Annotated in this window: 16 protein-coding genes; 11 read left to right on the top strand and 5 right to left on the bottom strand. The window is 74.1% G+C overall.

Going from position 1 to position 15,317, the window contains the following annotated elements; genetic code table 11:
- Window positions 1-382: 382 nt before the first annotated feature.
- Window positions 383-1,981: an AlkA N-terminal domain-containing protein gene (locus ABZ714_RS03085; protein ID WP_358823376.1), complete on the top strand. Its 1,599-nt coding sequence runs from the start codon at window positions 383-385 to the stop codon at window positions 1,979-1,981.
- Between the two features lie 5 nt (window positions 1,982-1,986).
- Complete coding sequence (locus ABZ714_RS03090; protein WP_358823377.1) at window positions 1,987-2,172, top strand: hypothetical protein; 186 nt, start codon at window positions 1,987-1,989, stop codon at window positions 2,170-2,172.
- 143 nt (window positions 2,173-2,315) lie between these two features.
- On the opposite strand, the gene ABZ714_RS03095 is transcribed toward ABZ714_RS03090, so the two are convergent.
- Complete coding sequence (locus ABZ714_RS03095; RefSeq protein WP_358823378.1) at window positions 2,316-2,771, bottom strand: cold shock domain-containing protein; 456 nt, start codon at window positions 2,769-2,771, stop codon at window positions 2,316-2,318.
- A gap of 418 nt (window positions 2,772-3,189) precedes the next feature.
- Between ABZ714_RS03095 and ABZ714_RS03100 the strand changes: the two genes are divergently transcribed.
- From ABZ714_RS03100 to ABZ714_RS03115, 4 genes are all read left to right on the top strand, one after another.
- Window positions 3,190-4,485 (top strand): MAB_1171c family putative transporter, encoded by a 1,296-nt coding sequence (locus ABZ714_RS03100; RefSeq protein WP_358823379.1) that lies wholly within the window; start codon window positions 3,190-3,192, stop codon window positions 4,483-4,485.
- The gene (locus ABZ714_RS03105) at window positions 4,482-5,981 is read left to right on the top strand and encodes an FAD-dependent monooxygenase (RefSeq protein ID WP_358823380.1); all 1,500 of its coding nucleotides are present in this window, start codon (window positions 4,482-4,484) and stop codon (window positions 5,979-5,981) included. Before ABZ714_RS03100 ends, ABZ714_RS03105 begins: the two co-directional genes overlap by 4 nt.
- A gap of 179 nt (window positions 5,982-6,160) precedes the next feature.
- Window positions 6,161-6,850 carry a toxin-antitoxin system, toxin component gene (locus ABZ714_RS03110; RefSeq protein ID WP_358823381.1) on the top strand — a complete coding sequence of 230 codons (690 nt, stop codon included), beginning with the start codon at window positions 6,161-6,163 and terminating at the stop codon, window positions 6,848-6,850.
- 7 nt (window positions 6,851-6,857) lie between these two features.
- The gene (locus tag ABZ714_RS03115) at window positions 6,858-8,042 is read left to right on the top strand and encodes an MAB_1171c family putative transporter (RefSeq protein ID WP_358823382.1); all 1,185 of its coding nucleotides are present in this window, start codon (window positions 6,858-6,860) and stop codon (window positions 8,040-8,042) included.
- 37 nt (window positions 8,043-8,079) lie between these two features.
- Here ABZ714_RS03115 and ABZ714_RS03120 read toward each other — a convergent pair whose 3' ends face one another.
- Window positions 8,080-9,090, bottom strand: a complete 1,011-nt coding sequence (locus tag ABZ714_RS03120; protein ID WP_358823383.1) for a hypothetical protein — start codon at window positions 9,088-9,090, stop codon at window positions 8,080-8,082.
- Window positions 9,091-9,679: 589 nt separating this feature from the next.
- Between ABZ714_RS03120 and ABZ714_RS03125 the strand changes: the two genes are divergently transcribed.
- The gene (locus tag ABZ714_RS03125) at window positions 9,680-9,898 is read left to right on the top strand and encodes a DUF5988 family protein (protein ID WP_358823384.1); all 219 of its coding nucleotides are present in this window, start codon (window positions 9,680-9,682) and stop codon (window positions 9,896-9,898) included.
- A gap of 94 nt (window positions 9,899-9,992) precedes the next feature.
- Here the strand turns inward: ABZ714_RS03125 and ABZ714_RS03130 are convergent, their stop codons facing one another.
- Window positions 9,993-10,421: a cold shock domain-containing protein gene (locus tag ABZ714_RS03130; protein ID WP_358823385.1), complete on the bottom strand. Its 429-nt coding sequence runs from the start codon at window positions 10,419-10,421 to the stop codon at window positions 9,993-9,995.
- A gap of 136 nt (window positions 10,422-10,557) precedes the next feature.
- Between ABZ714_RS03130 and ABZ714_RS03135 the strand changes: the two genes are divergently transcribed.
- Window positions 10,558-11,562, top strand: coding sequence for a DJ-1/PfpI family protein (locus tag ABZ714_RS03135; RefSeq protein ID WP_358823386.1), 1,005 nt, complete (start codon window positions 10,558-10,560; stop codon window positions 11,560-11,562).
- Window positions 11,559-12,365: a DJ-1/PfpI family protein gene (locus tag ABZ714_RS03140; protein ID WP_358823387.1), complete on the top strand. Its 807-nt coding sequence runs from the start codon at window positions 11,559-11,561 to the stop codon at window positions 12,363-12,365. The genes ABZ714_RS03135 and ABZ714_RS03140 overlap by 4 nt, the downstream gene beginning before the upstream one ends.
- 68 nt (window positions 12,366-12,433) lie before the next feature.
- Here ABZ714_RS03140 and ABZ714_RS03145 read toward each other — a convergent pair whose 3' ends face one another.
- Entirely contained in the window at window positions 12,434-13,324 is an 891-nt protein-coding gene (locus ABZ714_RS03145) for an NAD(P)-binding domain-containing protein (RefSeq protein WP_358823388.1), read from the bottom strand.
- Between the two features lie 200 nt (window positions 13,325-13,524).
- Here ABZ714_RS03145 and ABZ714_RS03150 point away from each other — a divergent pair, with 200 nt between their 5' ends.
- Both ABZ714_RS03150 and ABZ714_RS03155 read left to right on the top strand, forming a co-directional pair.
- On the top strand, window positions 13,525-14,019 hold the full coding sequence (locus ABZ714_RS03150; protein WP_358823389.1) for a PPOX class F420-dependent oxidoreductase: 495 nt from the start codon (window positions 13,525-13,527) through the stop codon (window positions 14,017-14,019).
- Window positions 14,016-14,585: a DinB family protein gene (locus ABZ714_RS03155; RefSeq protein WP_358823390.1), complete on the top strand. Its 570-nt coding sequence runs from the start codon at window positions 14,016-14,018 to the stop codon at window positions 14,583-14,585. The genes ABZ714_RS03150 and ABZ714_RS03155 overlap by 4 nt, the downstream gene beginning before the upstream one ends.
- A gap of 60 nt (window positions 14,586-14,645) precedes the next feature.
- On the opposite strand, the gene ABZ714_RS03160 is transcribed toward ABZ714_RS03155, so the two are convergent.
- Entirely contained in the window at window positions 14,646-15,293 is a 648-nt protein-coding gene (locus tag ABZ714_RS03160; protein ID WP_358823391.1) for a dihydrofolate reductase family protein, read from the bottom strand.
- Window positions 15,294-15,317 lie beyond the last annotated feature (24 nt).

Consider the following 15,317-nt stretch of genomic DNA (forward strand, 5'->3'; position numbering starts at 1 on the left):
AAGAAGGTGACGAGGATCGATCACCTGGCGAGACAACAGGGCTGAATCAACACCGAGTTGAATACTTTCCGGCGCATTCCGCGCGTTCATGATCGATGCTGATCGTGATTCGGCCCACAGTAAATGATCAAGAGGTTTCGGAAGGTGCCCTGGTGGTCCGGGAAATCCGGCCGTACGGCCCGGCCGCCCGGTCCCGCCGCACCGCCGGCGGACGGATTTCCCGGCGGCTGGCCGCCCGGGTCCCCGGCGGGTCCCGCCCCGGCCCCGGCGCCCGCGGATCCACCGCCGCCGCCCCGCCCGGGGGCCGCCGCGCCGCCGCACGGGCGAACGTCATGTCCGAAAACTGCCGGAACCGGACCGGTTCCCTTCCCATACTGGAGCGATGACCAGCCAGGACAGCAGGACCGGCGCACCGGGGGACCGCACCGGGGCCACGGGGTACGCCGACAGCCGCTACGAGGCCGTGGCCAGCCGGGACGCCCGCTTCGACGGGATGTTCTTCTTCGCCGTCGCCACCACCGGCATCTACTGCCGTCCCAGCTGTCCCGCGACCACGCCCAAACGGGAGAACGTCACCTTCCACCGCACGGCCGCCGCCGCCCAGGGCGCCGGATACCGGGCCTGCCGCCGCTGCCGCCCGGACGCCGTCCCCGGCTCCGCCGAGTGGAACGCCCGGGCCGACCTCGTCGGCCGCGCCATGCGGCTGATCGGGGACGGCGTCGTCGACCGGGAAGGCGTCACCGGACTCGCCGACCGGCTCGGCTACAGCGCCCGCCAGGTGCAGCGCCAGCTCAACGCGGAACTCGGCGCGGGACCGCTCGCCCTCGCCCGGGCGCAGCGCGGCCACGCCGCGCGCGTGCTGCTCCAGACCACGACCCTCCAGACGGCGGAGATCGCCTTCGCCGCCGGGTTCGCCAGCGTCCGCCAGTTCAACGACACCATCCGGGCGATCTACGCCGCCACCCCCACCGAACTGCGGGCCGCCCGCCCGGGCCGTACCGCACACGCCGTACGGCTGGCGCCCGCCGACGCGCCCGCGGGCGTACCGCTGCGACTGGCCCACCGGGGGGCCTGCGACGCGGCCCAGGTCTTCGACTTCCTCCAGGCCGGGGCGCTCCCCGGGGTCGAGGAGATCACCGGCCCGCCGGGCCGCCGGATCTACCGGCGCACCCTCCGGCTGCCCGGCGGCCCCGGTATCGCCGAGGTCGCCGAGGCCGGCGGCGGGCGGGACGGCGGTACCGGCTGGCTGGAGTGCCGGCTGCGGCTGAGCTGTCTGCGCGATCTGACCACCGCCACCCACCGGATCCGCCGGCTGCTCGACCTCGACGCCGATCCGCTCGCCGTCGCGGAACACCTCGGCGCCGACCCGGTCCTCGCCCCGCTCGTCGCCGCCCGCCCGGGACTGCGCGCCCCCGGCACCGCCGACCCCCATGAGACGGCGCTCCGGATCGTCGCCGGGGCCGACGGGCCCGGCCCGGACGGCAAGTCCCGGGCCACCGGTCTGGTCCTGGCGTACGGGGAGCCCCTCACCCAGCCCAGCGGCGGGCTCAGCCATCTCTTCCCGGAGCCCGCCGCGCTCGCCGACGCGGCACTCGGCGGAATCCCGGCCGGCCGCCGCGAACCCCTGCGCGCCCTCGCCGCCGCACTCGCCGACGGGACCGTGCCGCTCGACCCCGGAGCCGATCGGGCGGAGGCCGAGCGACTGCTGCTCGCCCTGCCCGGAACCGGCCCCTCCACGGCGGCCCGGATCCGGATGCGGGCCCTCGGCGACCCCGATGTCTGGCCCCCGGGCGATCCGGTCCTCGCGGCGGCCCTGCGGGGCGCGGGCGCGACCGGTGCGGCGCCCCTGAGCTGGCGCCCGTGGCGCTCGTACGCCGCCCATCACCTCTGGGCCGCCCGGACGCCGGGGCCGACGGCCCCGGGCGGGCCGCGAGAGTACTCTGGGAAGAGGAAAGCCCTGGTGAGGCCCGCGAGCAGGTGATGGCCATGGCGGACGACGACTTCTACACCCGCGACCGCCCCCCGGGCGCCGAACTTCCGGAGGACCGCCCGCGCGGTATCGGAGCGGGCCCTCCGGGGCCGAAGCTGCCCCACAGCGCGATCTGGCGGATCGTGCTCTTCGCCGTCGTGATCGTGGTGGTGATCGCCTTCGGGATCATGCTCTTCCCGTGACCCCGTGACCCCGTGACCCCGTGACCCCGTGACCCCGTGACCCCGTGACCCCGTGACCCCGGTCCCGGGCGCGGGGGGCGGCGTACCTCTTACGGCCCGTCGGGACGGACGGACGTGCGGACCGTGAGAGCGCCCCGGAAGGATCAGCCCTCGGTCCAGCCGTGGTTCTTGCCGAACTGGAGCAGCGCCTGGCGGACCTGGAGCAGCTGCTCACCGGTCAGCGACGGTGCCGACGCCAGCAGGACCTCGGTCAGTTCGTGCCGCAGCTCCTCCGGGGTGAAGACGTCGCACAGCGGGTCGTCCCCGTCCGCGGAGGTCCGGGTCGCCGCCGGTACGGCGCCGTGCCCGGCCGCCACCGGGGGCCGCCCGCCGCCGTTGAGAGGAACGGCGCCCGTGCCGTCGGCGAACCGTACCGACGACGCCTTGAGCCCCCGGTCGCCCTCCTCCACCTCGAACTGCACGGCCAGCCCCGGGCGTACGTACTGCTCGGGGATCAACAGATCGTTCACATGCAGGAAGACGTCCTCACCGCCGTGATCGGGAGCGATGAAGCCGTAACCCCGCATACCGTCGAACCGCACCACGCGACCGGCGACCATGCCAACAACCCCCCAACCGATCCGGACCCTGTGCCCGGATGACCACCTGGGGTAGACGATAAGCCCGGAGGGCGCGCCGCGGGAGAACCCCCGGACGGTGTACGCGCCCGGTGTCCGCCGGGCGCCGGGGGTAGCCTCCTGCACACGGTCGGCTCTGCTGTGGTACATGTGAACAGCTGTACGGAACACGGGAGTTGGCGCCGGTCGCGGCGACCGGCGGAGCCGGGGCGCACCCGGTGACGCACGGCCGATGGGCGGTCGGCGCGCGCAGGCAGGGGAGTGGTCACAGGTGGGCGAAGGACCAGGGCACGGGACACCGCCCCCCGCACTCCGGCAGGACACCGGTCCCGGTGGCCGGGGCACCGGCTCCGGTGGCCCGGGCGATGTCCCCGGCGGTCCGGCGGGCCGGAGCTGAGCCGTGCGGAGCACCGACTACTATCTGCCCGCCGCGACCCTGACGATCGCGTTCATCGCCAAACTGCCGTCGCTGCGGTACGGCTGGCGCGACCCCCTGGTCCGCTCCGTGTGCTTCCTGGTCTTCACGGCTGCGGCCTGCTTCTTCTTCGCCGCCCCGCCCACCATCACCTCGGTCAACCGGATCACCGGAGTACCCAATGTCTCCGGCCCCCTGGTCTATATGATCATGGGCTCGTTCAGCGCCGCCTGTCTCGTCCTGATCGTCAACTGGCGCGGCGGCCCCGAGGAGCGGGTCCGGCGCGCCTCCCGCCGCTGGCTCGCGCTCTACACCCTCGCGATCGCCGCGATCCCCGTCCTCTTCGCCCTCGGCGAAGCGCCGGTGGAGCGGCTCCGCGATCTGGACACGTACTACGCCACCACCCCGTACATCCGCGAGATGATCGTCATCTATCTCGTCGCGCATCTGCTCTCCGCCGCCGTCACGACCTGGATGTGCCTGCGCTGGGCGCGGGCCGTCGCGGGCTGGCTGCGGGCCGGACTCCTCGTCCTGATCGCCGGGTTCGGCCTCAATCTCACCTTCGCGCTGACCAAACTCTCCGCCGTGGTGGCCCGCTGGACCGGCCGGGACTGGGACCACCTCAGCACCACCGTCGCGCCCCCGATCGTCGCCGTCGGCGGATTCGTCGTCACCTGGGGCTTCCTGCTGCCGCTCATCGGCCCCCGGCTCGGCGCCTTCATCGGCGGCTGGGCCGCGTACCTCCGGCTCGGCCGGCTCTGGCGGCTGCTGAAGGACACCCGCGGCCCGGCCGACACGGCCTTCCACTCCGCCGTCCCCTGGTGGTCCGACGCCGATATGCGGCTGACAGTAAGGGAGACCGGTATCCACGACGCGCTGCTCAGGCTCCACCCCCGGCTCGACGACGCCGTCCGCCGCCGGACCCTGGCCCGGCTCGACGCCCGCGGACCCGCCGCCGCGCCACCGCCCGGGACCGACGCCGCCGACGCCGTCGCGATCGCCGCGATGATCCGGTACGCGGTCACCGGCCCGGCACCGGACCGGGCGGACGGCGAACGCACCCCGGCGGAGAAGCCCGCCGACGGCGCGGGGGCCGACGCCCTGGCCGAGTTCCTCGGCCCGGGCCGCCGACGCCTGCTGCTGCTCTCCAAGGCCCTCGGCTCGGCCGCGGTCACCGCCGCGACAGCGGCCCCCGGCCCGAGGGACCGCGCCACCGACGCCCATGCCACCGCCGTCGCGCCGGAGCCCCCGGCCCACCCAGAAAGCCGATCCGCGTCATGACATCACCGTCCTCGCCCGGCCCCTCCGCGTCCTCCGCGCGCCCGGCCCCCTCCGCCGTCGCCGTGCGCTCCGGCCCTCCGGCCGGGCCCACCCGCGCCGTCGTCATCGGCGGCGGGCTGACCGGAATGCTCGCCGCCACGGCCCTGGTCCGCCATATCGACGAGGTGACCGTGGTCGAACGGGGCGAACTCCCCGACGGCCCACGGCCGCGCCGGGAACTCCCACAGGCCCGGCACGTCCATGTCCTCTACTCCGGCGGCGCCCGGGTGATCGAGGACCTGATACCGGGCGTCACCGAAGGCTGGCTGGCCGCCGGGGCCCGCCGGATCCCGCTCCCCACCGGACTGGTCTCCTACACCGCCCAGGGCTGGCTCAGACGCTGGCCGGTCGAGATGCAGTACCTGATCGCCTGCACCCGTGACCTGCTGGACTGGGTCGTCCGGGACCGGGTGCTGCGCCACCGGGCCGTACACCTGCTCGACCGGCACGAACTGATCGCCCTCACCGGTGACCGCGACGGTGTCACCGGCGTCCGGGTCCGCACCCCCGACGGCACCGAACGCACCCTCGGAGCCGATCTCGTCGTCGACGCGTCGGGCGCGGGCTCCCCGACCCGCGAACGGCTCGCCGCAATCGGTGTCACCGGCATCGAGGAACGCGAGGTCGACTCCGGACTCGGCTACGCCAGCCGCTTCTACCGGGCCCCCGCCGGAACCGAGAACTTCCCCGTCGTCAATGTGCAGTCCGCGCCCCGGACCCCCGTACCCGGCCAGACCGCGACCATCGTGCCCGTGGAGGACCGCCGCTGGCTGGTCACCCTCTCCGGGACCCGCGGCGGCCGGCCCACCGGCGATCCGGACCTGTTCGAGACCTTCGCCCGCGGGGTCCGCCACCCCGTCGTCGGGGAACTCCTCTCCCGTGCCGAACCACTCCCCGGCGAGATCGCCGTCAGCCGCAGTACGGTCAACGGCCGCCGCTACTTCGAACGCGCGCCCCACTGGCCCGAGCGGTTCGTCGTCCTCGGCGACGGCGTCGCCACCTACAACCCCCTCTACGGGCAGGGCATGAGCGTCGCCGCCCAGGGCGTGGCCGCCATGGCGGCCGAACTCGCCCGCGCGGGCCGGGTCGACGCCCCGGGCCTGGCCCGGCGGATCCAGCGCGCCGTCGCCCGGCCCGTGGGTGTCGCCTGGGAGATGGCCACCTCCCAGGACGTGCTCTACCCCGGGGCCGAGGTGAAGTCCACCGGCGGCCCCCGGCCCCGCCCCTCCTCGTCGCTGGTCGCCGGGTACGTCGACCGGATCACCGAGGCCGCGACCGGCCGGATGAGCGTCACCCAGGCGTTCTTCGACGTCGTCACCCTCTCCGCGGGCGCCGCCCGATGGCTGCATCCGGACATCGTCGTCGCCGCGCTGCGCGGACCGGGCCGCCCGCCGCTGACCGCGCCGCCGCTGACCGCCAAAGAATGGGAGGCCATCGGGGGGTACCCCGGGCGGTAGCACGCGAACGAGCCCCGGGGCTGGGGGGTGTTCGGGCCACTTTCCGCGCTCTGTGGCGGAGCACCCCCGGGCGTCCCTAGAGTGAACCGTGACGGCCGCCGTCCGGCAGCCGGAGCGGAGGCGTCCGCCGGCCGGCCGGACCACCGGCCCGTGCGGAGACGAGAATCCGGGAGCGGCACGTGGGCACCAGGCGCGAGATGCGCAGACTCCGGGGCGAGCTGGCGCGCGCGGTGGAGCGGGAGTGGCCGGGGCCCGATCCCGACGCCGTCTTCACCGTGCTCTGCGACCGGCTCGGCGGCCTGCGCGAACGGCCCGTGATCCACCGGCTGGTGCCCTTCCCGCCGGGCACCGCCAGCGGCCTCTACCTCGACACCGCCGACCGGGACATCATCTGCGTCGAGGAGCGCACCAGCCTCCTCCACCAGCTGGTCATCTTCGGCCACGAGGCATGGCACATGATGGCGGGACACTGCTCGGCCCACCCCGACGGCGCCGGTACGGCGGCCCGGGTCATCGGCGACGACACCGATCTGACGGCCGTAGTCCAGCGACTGGCCCTGCGGACCGGGTTCGTCGCCGCGGAGGAGGCCGAGGCCGAGCAGTTCGGCGTCGGCCTCGCCACCCGCCTGCGCCCCTGCCTGGAGCGGTACGGCTGCGGCCCGCGCAGCCCGCTGGAGCGGCGCATCCAGGAGACGCTCTCCCACACGCCCGCCTGGCCCGGGTCCTTCCCCCGGCCCGCGCCCGTCCGCTTAACCGGATTAACCGGGCCCGCGACCCCGGATCCCGCCGGGCCGGACGGGACCGGTGGGGACGGCGATCCGCCGGACACCGAGGGGTGCCCCGGCCGCGGCCCGGCCGGGCGGGGCTGACCGGCCCGTGCGCAGCAGCGACTACTACTTTCCCGCCGCCCTGCTCGCCGTCGTCCTCGCCGCCAAACTCCCCGCCCTCGTCCGGGGCCGGGACAATCCCCTGATCCGGTCCGTCTGCGCGCTGATCGCCACGGCCGCCCTCTGCTTCTTCTTCGCCGCCCCGCCGACGATCTCCGCCGTCAACGAACTGACCGGGATCCCCAATGTGTCGGCACCGCTGGTCTACACGATCATGGGCGTCTTCGACTGCTCCTGCCTCGTACTGATCGTCAACTGGCGCGGCGGGCCGCCGGAGCGGGTCCGGCGCCGGATCCGGCAGTGGATCGCCGGGTACGCGGTGGCCACCGCCGCCGTGCCCGTACTGTTCCTGCTCGGCGAAGCGCCGGTGGAGCGGCTGCGCGATCTGGACACGTACTACGCCGGTACGCCGTACGTCCGCGAGATGATCGTGGTCTATCTCGGCGCGCACCTGGTCTCCGCCACCGTCACCACCGTGCTCTGTCTGCGCTGGGCCCGGCTGGTCGGCGGCTGGCTGCGGGCCGGGCTGATCGTCCTCGCCGGAGGATTCGTCCTCAACTGGGCCTTCGGCGCGGCCAAGCTGACCGCCGTCGTCGCCGCCTGGAGCGGTACGGACTGGTCCCGGCTCAGTACGGTCGTCGCCCCGCCGATCGCGGCCGTCGGCGCCCTGGTCATGGCGGCGGGCTTTCTGATTCCGCTGGTCGGGCCGCGCCTCGGCGAGCAGGCCGTGTCCTGGACCACCTATCGCCGGCTCGACCCGCTGTGGCGGCTGCTGCGGGGGACGCCCGGGGCGACCGCGGGCGGTCCCGGCGCCTCCGCGTGGGCGTCGCCCCGGACCCGCCGCACGGTCCGGGAGACCCTGATCCACGACCGGCTGCTGACGCTCGGACCGCTGCTCGACGACGGCGTACGGCGGACGGCCCGGGAGCTGGCCGCCGCGGGCGGTGCCCGGCCCGAGGACGCCGAGGCCATCGGTCTGGCCGCGATGGTCCGTACCGCCGTCGCCCACCGGGCCCCCGACGACGAGCCCGCACCCGATCCGGACCCGGGGCCCGGGGTATGGCAGGTATCGGTGGGGGCGGTGGCGCTGAACGCGGCGGTCCGGCCGGGCGGCGACGGTCTGGTCAGGCTCTCCCTGGCGGTCGGACGCGGGCTCGCCCCGGCCGACGGATGACGATCCGGGACAGCGGGCGCGGGCGTTCCCCGGCCGGTCAGACGCGTTCGATGACGAAGACCTGGCCGTCCGACCCGGTGCAGCGGCTCATCACGGCCTCCGTGCCCTCGTCGCCGGACCCGTCCCTGATTCCCGCACAGCCCCGGCCGGGGACCCGCAGTACGAACCCGCTGTCACCGGGTGGCCCGGACGGCTCGATATGGAACCGGCTCGCCCGCGCGCAGTCGTCCCACGGCTCCAGCAGCCCCTTGCCGACGCCGTCCGCGAGGGCCTTGAGACAGCCGGTGCCGTAGTCGGGGTGGTGCCACAGGACGCGGTACGAGTCTTTGCCCGTCGACTCCAGCGTCGTCGACTGCGGGGCCACCTCGTCACAGGGCCGCTGGACGGCAACCAACGGGGTATGGCGGCGGTCGGCGACCCGGCCGTCCGTGAGACACAACTCCGGTGCCGAGAGCGGCCGCAGCCGGACATAGCCGTCCGGCGGGGCCGCGACGGCGGAAACCGGGCCGTCGTCCGACGGGGGCCGGGGCCGCTCCGACGCGCCCACCAGCCAGACGGAGAGCCCGGCGAGCAGCGCCGCGGCGGGCAGCCCGGCCAGGACGGAGATCCGTCTCCGGGACGGTCCCGGCGGCCCGCCGCCCCGGCTCTCCCCGCCGCCCGGGGGGCCGCCGCTGTCCCGGAGCGGGCCGGGACCGGCGACGGCGGTGCGCGGACCGCCCCCGGCTCCGGGGCCCGTCCCGTCCTGTCCCCGGGCGGCCCGTCCCGCGCGCTGTCCCGCGAGCCTGGACCGGGCCGCCAGCCACTCCCCGACCCGGTCGCCCTCGCCGCAGACCCGGACGAAGACGGTGAGCAGTTCGGCGCGTGGCAGACCGCGCCCGTTGAGTACGGCGGCGCACGTACTGCGCGGCAGTACCTCGCCGCGCCGGGCCGCCGCTTCCTCCAGGCCCCGGTACGTCAGACCCGACTGTTCCTTCAGGCCCCGTAACAGGGCGGCGAAATCGGCGGCGTCCCGCGCCTCGCGTGGCGACATCTCACGCTGGTTCCCCACCTCGAACATCCTTGTGGACATTCCGAACGACCGCCAGAAGGGTTTCGGTCACGCCCGAAAGTGGTGAATGACCGGACAGGACGGTGGACGGGACGGTGATCCGCTCCAGGACACTGTCCAGGACACGGCGGAACTTCTGGCGCCACCTGCGGCGATGGTGTCCCGCCGCGGTGCGCGCCGGGATCCGCCGCTGTCCGTAACCCGCTTTCGGCGGTCATGCCCGACCGGGGCGCCCCTCGTCGTGAGGGCGCCGGAACAGGCGGTCGGCAGCCGTCCCCGCCGCCCCTTCGCGGGCCGGGCGCCGAGTTCTTCCGCCCGTCCGGTGGCCCCGCCCGGTCGTGGTCCGGTGGTGCCCCGGTCGCGGGCCGCTGGTGGCCGGCTGGAGACCGGCTCGTGTAGGGGCCGCCTAGGGGTTTCCCGCCGGGCGCCGCGGATCTACGTTGACGGTGAAGACCGGTCGGACTCCACCGGTCCCGTCAGGAGCGGACGGGAACCGTCCAAGTCCGCCGGTTTTCATCAGACCAGGACGCTGTGTGATCGCCGCCGTACCGGTGACCGACGGCAGCGGACGTCGAGAGGAGTCTCCCGCATGACCGTGGCCCGGCCGAATGTGGTCCTCCGAGGCTGCACCTCGCCCTATCTCGCCGAGGAGCAGCGCATCCGCCATGTACCGGACCCCGGCGAGAAGGTGAAGTTCCTCCTCGGCAACCGGTACGAGCATTTCACCGCGACCGCCGAGTGGGAGGACCACGAGGGCGTCTCCCTCCGGGTCTTCGCCTGGTCGGGAGCCACCAGCCCCGCCGAGTGATCCACCCCGGGTGAAGACGCCCGGGTCTCGTGCCCCGTACGGCGAAGGGCCCGGAACGCGCTGCGCGTTCCGGGCCCTGCCGTGTACCGGTACCTCAGCCCTCGACCCATCCGTGCTTCCGGCTGAACCGCAGCAGTCCCTCACGCACCTGGAGGATCTGCTCACCCGTGAGCGTCGGCGCGGCGCCCAGCAGCACCTCCGTGACCTCCTGCCGGAACTCGGCACCCCGCAGCACGTCGCAGAGGGCGTCGTCACCGTCGGCCGGACGCGCCGGCGCGGTACCCGTACCCGTACCCGGAACCGAAGCCCGGGGCGCCGCCCCGTCTGCGAGCCGTACCCCGGCCGCCTTCAGACCCCGGTCGCCCTCCTCGATCTCGAACTCCACCTCCAGTCCGGACCGCAGATACTGCTCGGGGAACCGCAGATCGTTGACATGGAGGAAGACGTCTTCCCCCTCGTCGTCCGGAGCGATGAACCCGTAACCCCTTGAGCTGTCGAACCTCACCACACGACCGGCAACCACGTCACAACCCCCAAAATGCCCTCTAGCCCCAGAAGGGCCACTGTTCCGCCGAGGATAGGACATCGACATCCAGACCGGTGAGCCCGGGGTCGGGGCCGGGGCGCGCGCCGGGTCCGGCCCGTGATGGCATCGGCGGATGGAGCAGACCCGGCGCGTGCTCGTCGTCGCCTACGACGACGCCCAGATCCTCGACATCGCCTGCCCCAGCGGGGCGCTGGACATCGCCAACCGGTACGGGGCCGACCCGCCGTACACCGTCGAACTCGGCACCCTGGGGCGCCGGGCCGTCCGCAGCTCGACCGGGATCGTGCTCGGCGCGGCCCGGCGGCTGGAAGGGGTGACGGGGCGGCTGGACACCCTGATGGTGGTCGGCGGGGCGGGCTCCGAGGCCGCCTCGGCCGATCCGCGGCTGGTCGCCCAGGTGGCCCGGCTCGCCGAACGCAGCCGCCGGGTCGCCGCCGTCTGCACCGGGGCGGCCGTACTCGCCGCGGCCGGACTGCTCGACGGCCGCCGGGCGACCACCCACTGGGGGTACGGCGAAGGGCTCGCGGCCCGGTATCCCCGGGTCGCCGTCGACACGGCGCCGCTGTACATCCGGGACGGGAACGTCTACACGTCGGCGGGTGTCACCAGCGCCCTGGACCTCACGCTCTCCCTGATCGAGGACGACCACGGCGCGTCGCTGGCCCGTTCGGTGGCCCGGGAACTGGTCACCTATCTGCACCGGCCCGCCGACCAGGCACAGCTCAGTGTCTTCCTGTCGGCCCCGCCGTCCGGGAGCCGGGCGGTCGCCGAGCTGATGGCCTACGCGGCGGGGCATCTGACCGCGGACCTCGGCCCCGGCGCGCTGGCGGCCCGGGCCGGGGTGAGCACCCGCCAGCTCACCCGGCTGTTCCGGGCGCATACGGGCACGACCCCGGCCAGGGCCGTTCGGGCGGCGCGGACCGAGGCCGCGGCACATCTGGTACGTACCTCCCGGCTCTCCCTCGCCGCCGTCGCCCGCCGCTGCGGATTCCGGTCGGCGCAGACCCTGCGGGAGGCGTTCATCGGCCACTACGGCATGAGCGGGGACACGATCCGCAGGATGCCGGACACACCCGTACCGAAGGCGGCGGCGGGACAGCAGACTCCGGCGGTATGACCAACACACCAGAATCACGGCCGACGGCCTCCCGGCGGTCCCTGATGCGTACCACCGCGGCCGCCGGGGCCCTGGTCGCGGCCGGGGCCGCGGGTACCGCCCCGGCCTCCGCCGACCCCGCGACCGGACGGCGGAAACCGGGCGGCGGCGGACCCCGGATCGGCATCGTGCTCTACGACGGCTACAGCCTGCTGGACCCGACCGGACCCGCCGAGGTGCTGTCCCGGCTCCCGGGCGCCGAGGTCACGATGGTCGCCGCCCGCCGCGGCCCGGTCCGTACCGACACCGGGGACGTGCGGGTGATGGCCGAGCTGTCGCTCGCCGAGGTGGACCGGCTGGACGTCCTGGTGGTGCCCGGCGCGGGCAACCGGGGCATCGTCGCGGCCCTCAACGACCGCGAACTCCTCGACTGGATCCGGCGGATCCACCGGACCACCCGCTTCACCACCTCGGTCTGCACGGGGAGCCTGGTCCTCGCGGCGGCCGGACTGCTCGACGGGCGCGAGGCGACGACCTATTGGGCCTCCGCGCCGTATCTGGAGGCCACGTTCGATGTGACGTACCGGCCCGAACGGTATGTCCGCTCGGGCCGGATCATCACCGCCGCCGGGGTCTCCGCCGGGCTCGACATGTCCCTCTACCTGGCATCGCTGATCGCCGGACGGACCACGGCGGAGGCGATCCAGCTCGCCCTGGAGTACGACCCCAGGCCCCCGTTCGACGCCGGGAACGCCGCCGAGGCCGACGACCGGCGCAAGGAGCTGGCGCTCCGGCTGCTGGCGGACTCCCAGACTCCGGCCTGACCGAGCCCGGAGCCCGGGGCCCCGGCCCCGCTCGCGCGCGGCGGTGACCGGGCTCCGGCCGCCCCGGCTCAGGCCAGCGGCTCGGACCTGATCCGCCGGATCGCGAGCGGAGAGCTCCAGTCCCGGTGTCCGGCCGCCGCCATGGCCTCCAGTTCCCCGGCGGTCCCCTCCAGCAGACCGGTGGAGACCCCCGCCTCCCGGGCGGTGAGGATCTTGTTCAGGGTCGCCGCCCGCTGGAGGTCGAGCGTCTGGGTCAGCACGGGGGCGGTGCCGTCGGCGCGATGCGCGTCGATCTCGGCCGCGAAGGCGGGCATCACCCTGGTCATGTTCGTCAGCCAGGAGACCAGATGCCCGGTCAGCCCGGTGGCGCTGCCGCCCTCCTGTGCCACCGCCAGCGCCACCGCGTGGTGGAAGCCGTCGAACATCATGTCCATGGCGGTCAGTAGGGCCAAGTCGTAGCCGGCGGCCAGTCCCGGCCCGGCCCCCAGGTAGTGCGGAGTGCCCAGCACCTCCAGCACCGCCCGGTGCTCGGTGAGTACGCCCTCGTCGCCGCTGTAGAAGAGGAAGGACTCCTCGGTCGCGACCGTCGACGGGATCGCCATGATCCCGCCGTCGAGATAGTCCGCCCCGTGCCCGGCCGCCCAGGCGGCGAACTCGGCCGCCTGGCCCGGTGTCCCGTTGGTCAGATTGACCAGGGCGCGTCCGCGCAGGGCACCGGCCGCCGGATCCAGCACCTCGTGCACCGAGTCGTAGTCCAGCAGACAGACCAGGACGAGCCGCCCGGCGCCGACCGCCGCCGCGGGCGACGGCGCGACCACCGCGCCCCGCTCCGCCAGGGCATCGGCCCGGGACCGCGTACGGTTCCAGACCGTCACCTCCAGCCCCGCGTCGAGGAGGGCCGCCGCCAGGGCCCCGCCCATCGCCCCGAGTCCGATCACACTCACCGTTCCGTCGGCCATGCCCGCTCACTCCCGTTCGCCCGGTCCTCGGCGGTCTCTTTCCCGCTGCCTCCACCCTCCGGTCCGGCGCCGGGACCGGACAAGTACCGACTTGAAAGTGCGTCACTTACCAGCGGGTAAGCGACCGGGTCGGCGACGGCCCGCCCGGACCGGGTTCCCGGCGGGTGTGGGGACCGCGTCGGCGGGGCAGGCAGCGTCCCATGGCAGCTATTCCGGACGAGCTCCGCCCCAGGGTCGGAGCGCCCCATATCTGGTACGTCGCGACCACCGCCGCCGACGGAGCACCGCACGTCAGCCCCATGTGGGTGGGGATCGACGGCGATACCGTGCTCCTCAACACCTCCGTCGGCCGGGTGAAGGAACGCAATCTCCGCCGCGATCCGCGGGTCTGCCTCTCGCACGCCGATCCCGCCGACCCGTACGACCGGATCCAGATCCACGGCCGGGTCACGGAGTTCGTCGAGGGCCCGGAGGCGGATGCCGTCATGGACCGGCTGGCCCGGTCGTATCTCGGTGTCGAACGCTATGAATGGATCGTTCCCGGTGAGCGGCGCGTCGTGCTGCGGATCGAGCCGACGCGGGTACGCCGGGTGACCGGCGTGGAGCCGCTGCCATCCGGCGCCCCGGGTGCCGGGCACCGCCCGCCGAGCCCCCGGAAAACCGATGGCGACAGCGCTGACCAGGGGCGACCATGACGCCTATGAGCGACGCACCCGCACGATGGACCCGGGCCACCGTCTACCCCGATATGTGGACGGACCCGGACAAGGACCCCCGAAACAATGAAGGGGGCGGCCCGGACGGCGAGCGCGCCACCCTGCTGGACTTTCTCGTCAACTACCGGCTGACTCTCCGGATGAAGTGCGAAGGGCTCGACCCGGAGCAGCTGGCCCGCCGCTCCGTACCGCCGTCGACCATGTCGCTGCTCGGGCTGGTCCGCCATCTCGCCGAGGTGGAGCGCGACTGGCGCAACTGGATCACCGACGACGAACCCCTGCCCAAGCTGTACGGCCGTCGCGACGCCGACTTCGACGAGGCGACCGGGGACCGGGCCGCGGTCGACGCCGCCTTCGCCGATCTCGAACGCGAGCAGGCCGCCACCGACGCGGCGCTCGACCGTTTCGACGACCTCGGCGAGCGCGCAGGGAAGGACCGGGTCTCCGTCCGCGAACTGATGGTCCACCGGATCGACGAGTACGCCCGGCACTGCGGACACGCCGACCTGCTGCGCGAGTGCGTCGACGGCCGGGTGGGGCAGTGACCCCGTCCGCCGGGCGGGCCGGAGGACGCGGACCGGCCCGACCGGCCCGCGCCCACCGGGTCACTCGCGCCAGAAGAGGTGGTGCGTCACCCCGCTCGGGCTGGGCACGACGTCCCGGTGGAACCGGTCCAGCAGCTCGTCGGGGGAGTCCCAGAGCCGCAGCCCCGACCCGGCTTCCACCGGTGAGACGGCCACATGGAGCGTGTCGACCAGATCCGCTTCGAGGAACTCGCGGATGGTGGTGACCCCGCCGCCGAGCCGGACGTCCTTGCCGTCCGCCGCCCGCCGCGCCTGTTCGAGGACGGCCGCGGGTTCCCCGGAGACGAAGTGGAACGTGGTGTCGGAGAGGGTGAGCGACGGCCGCTCGTGGTGGGTCAGTACGAAGACCGGGGTACGGAACGGCGGCTCGTCGCCCCACCAGCCCTGCCAATCGTGGTCCTCCCAGGGACCCCGCAGGGGGCCGAACTTGTTCCGCCCCATGATCTCCGCGCCGATGTTCCGCGCGTAGTCACGGGTGAGGTAGTCGTCCAGGCCCCGGCTGCCCCCGGGCTCCGTCCGCATCGGCCAGCTCGCCGTGGCGCCCGCCCAGGAGAACAGCCGCCCGGGGTCGAGAACGGTGCCGAAGGGGTGTTCGAGGCTCTGATCCGTACCGGCGGCGACACCGTCGCTGGAGACATTGAAGTTCTGGACCCGCAACAACTGGGGCATCTGCTACTCCCGTAGATGGTCGTG

It is taken from the genome of Streptomyces sp. NPDC006798 (assembly GCF_040635975.1).
GTDB lineage: Bacteria > Actinomycetota > Actinomycetes > Streptomycetales > Streptomycetaceae > Streptomyces.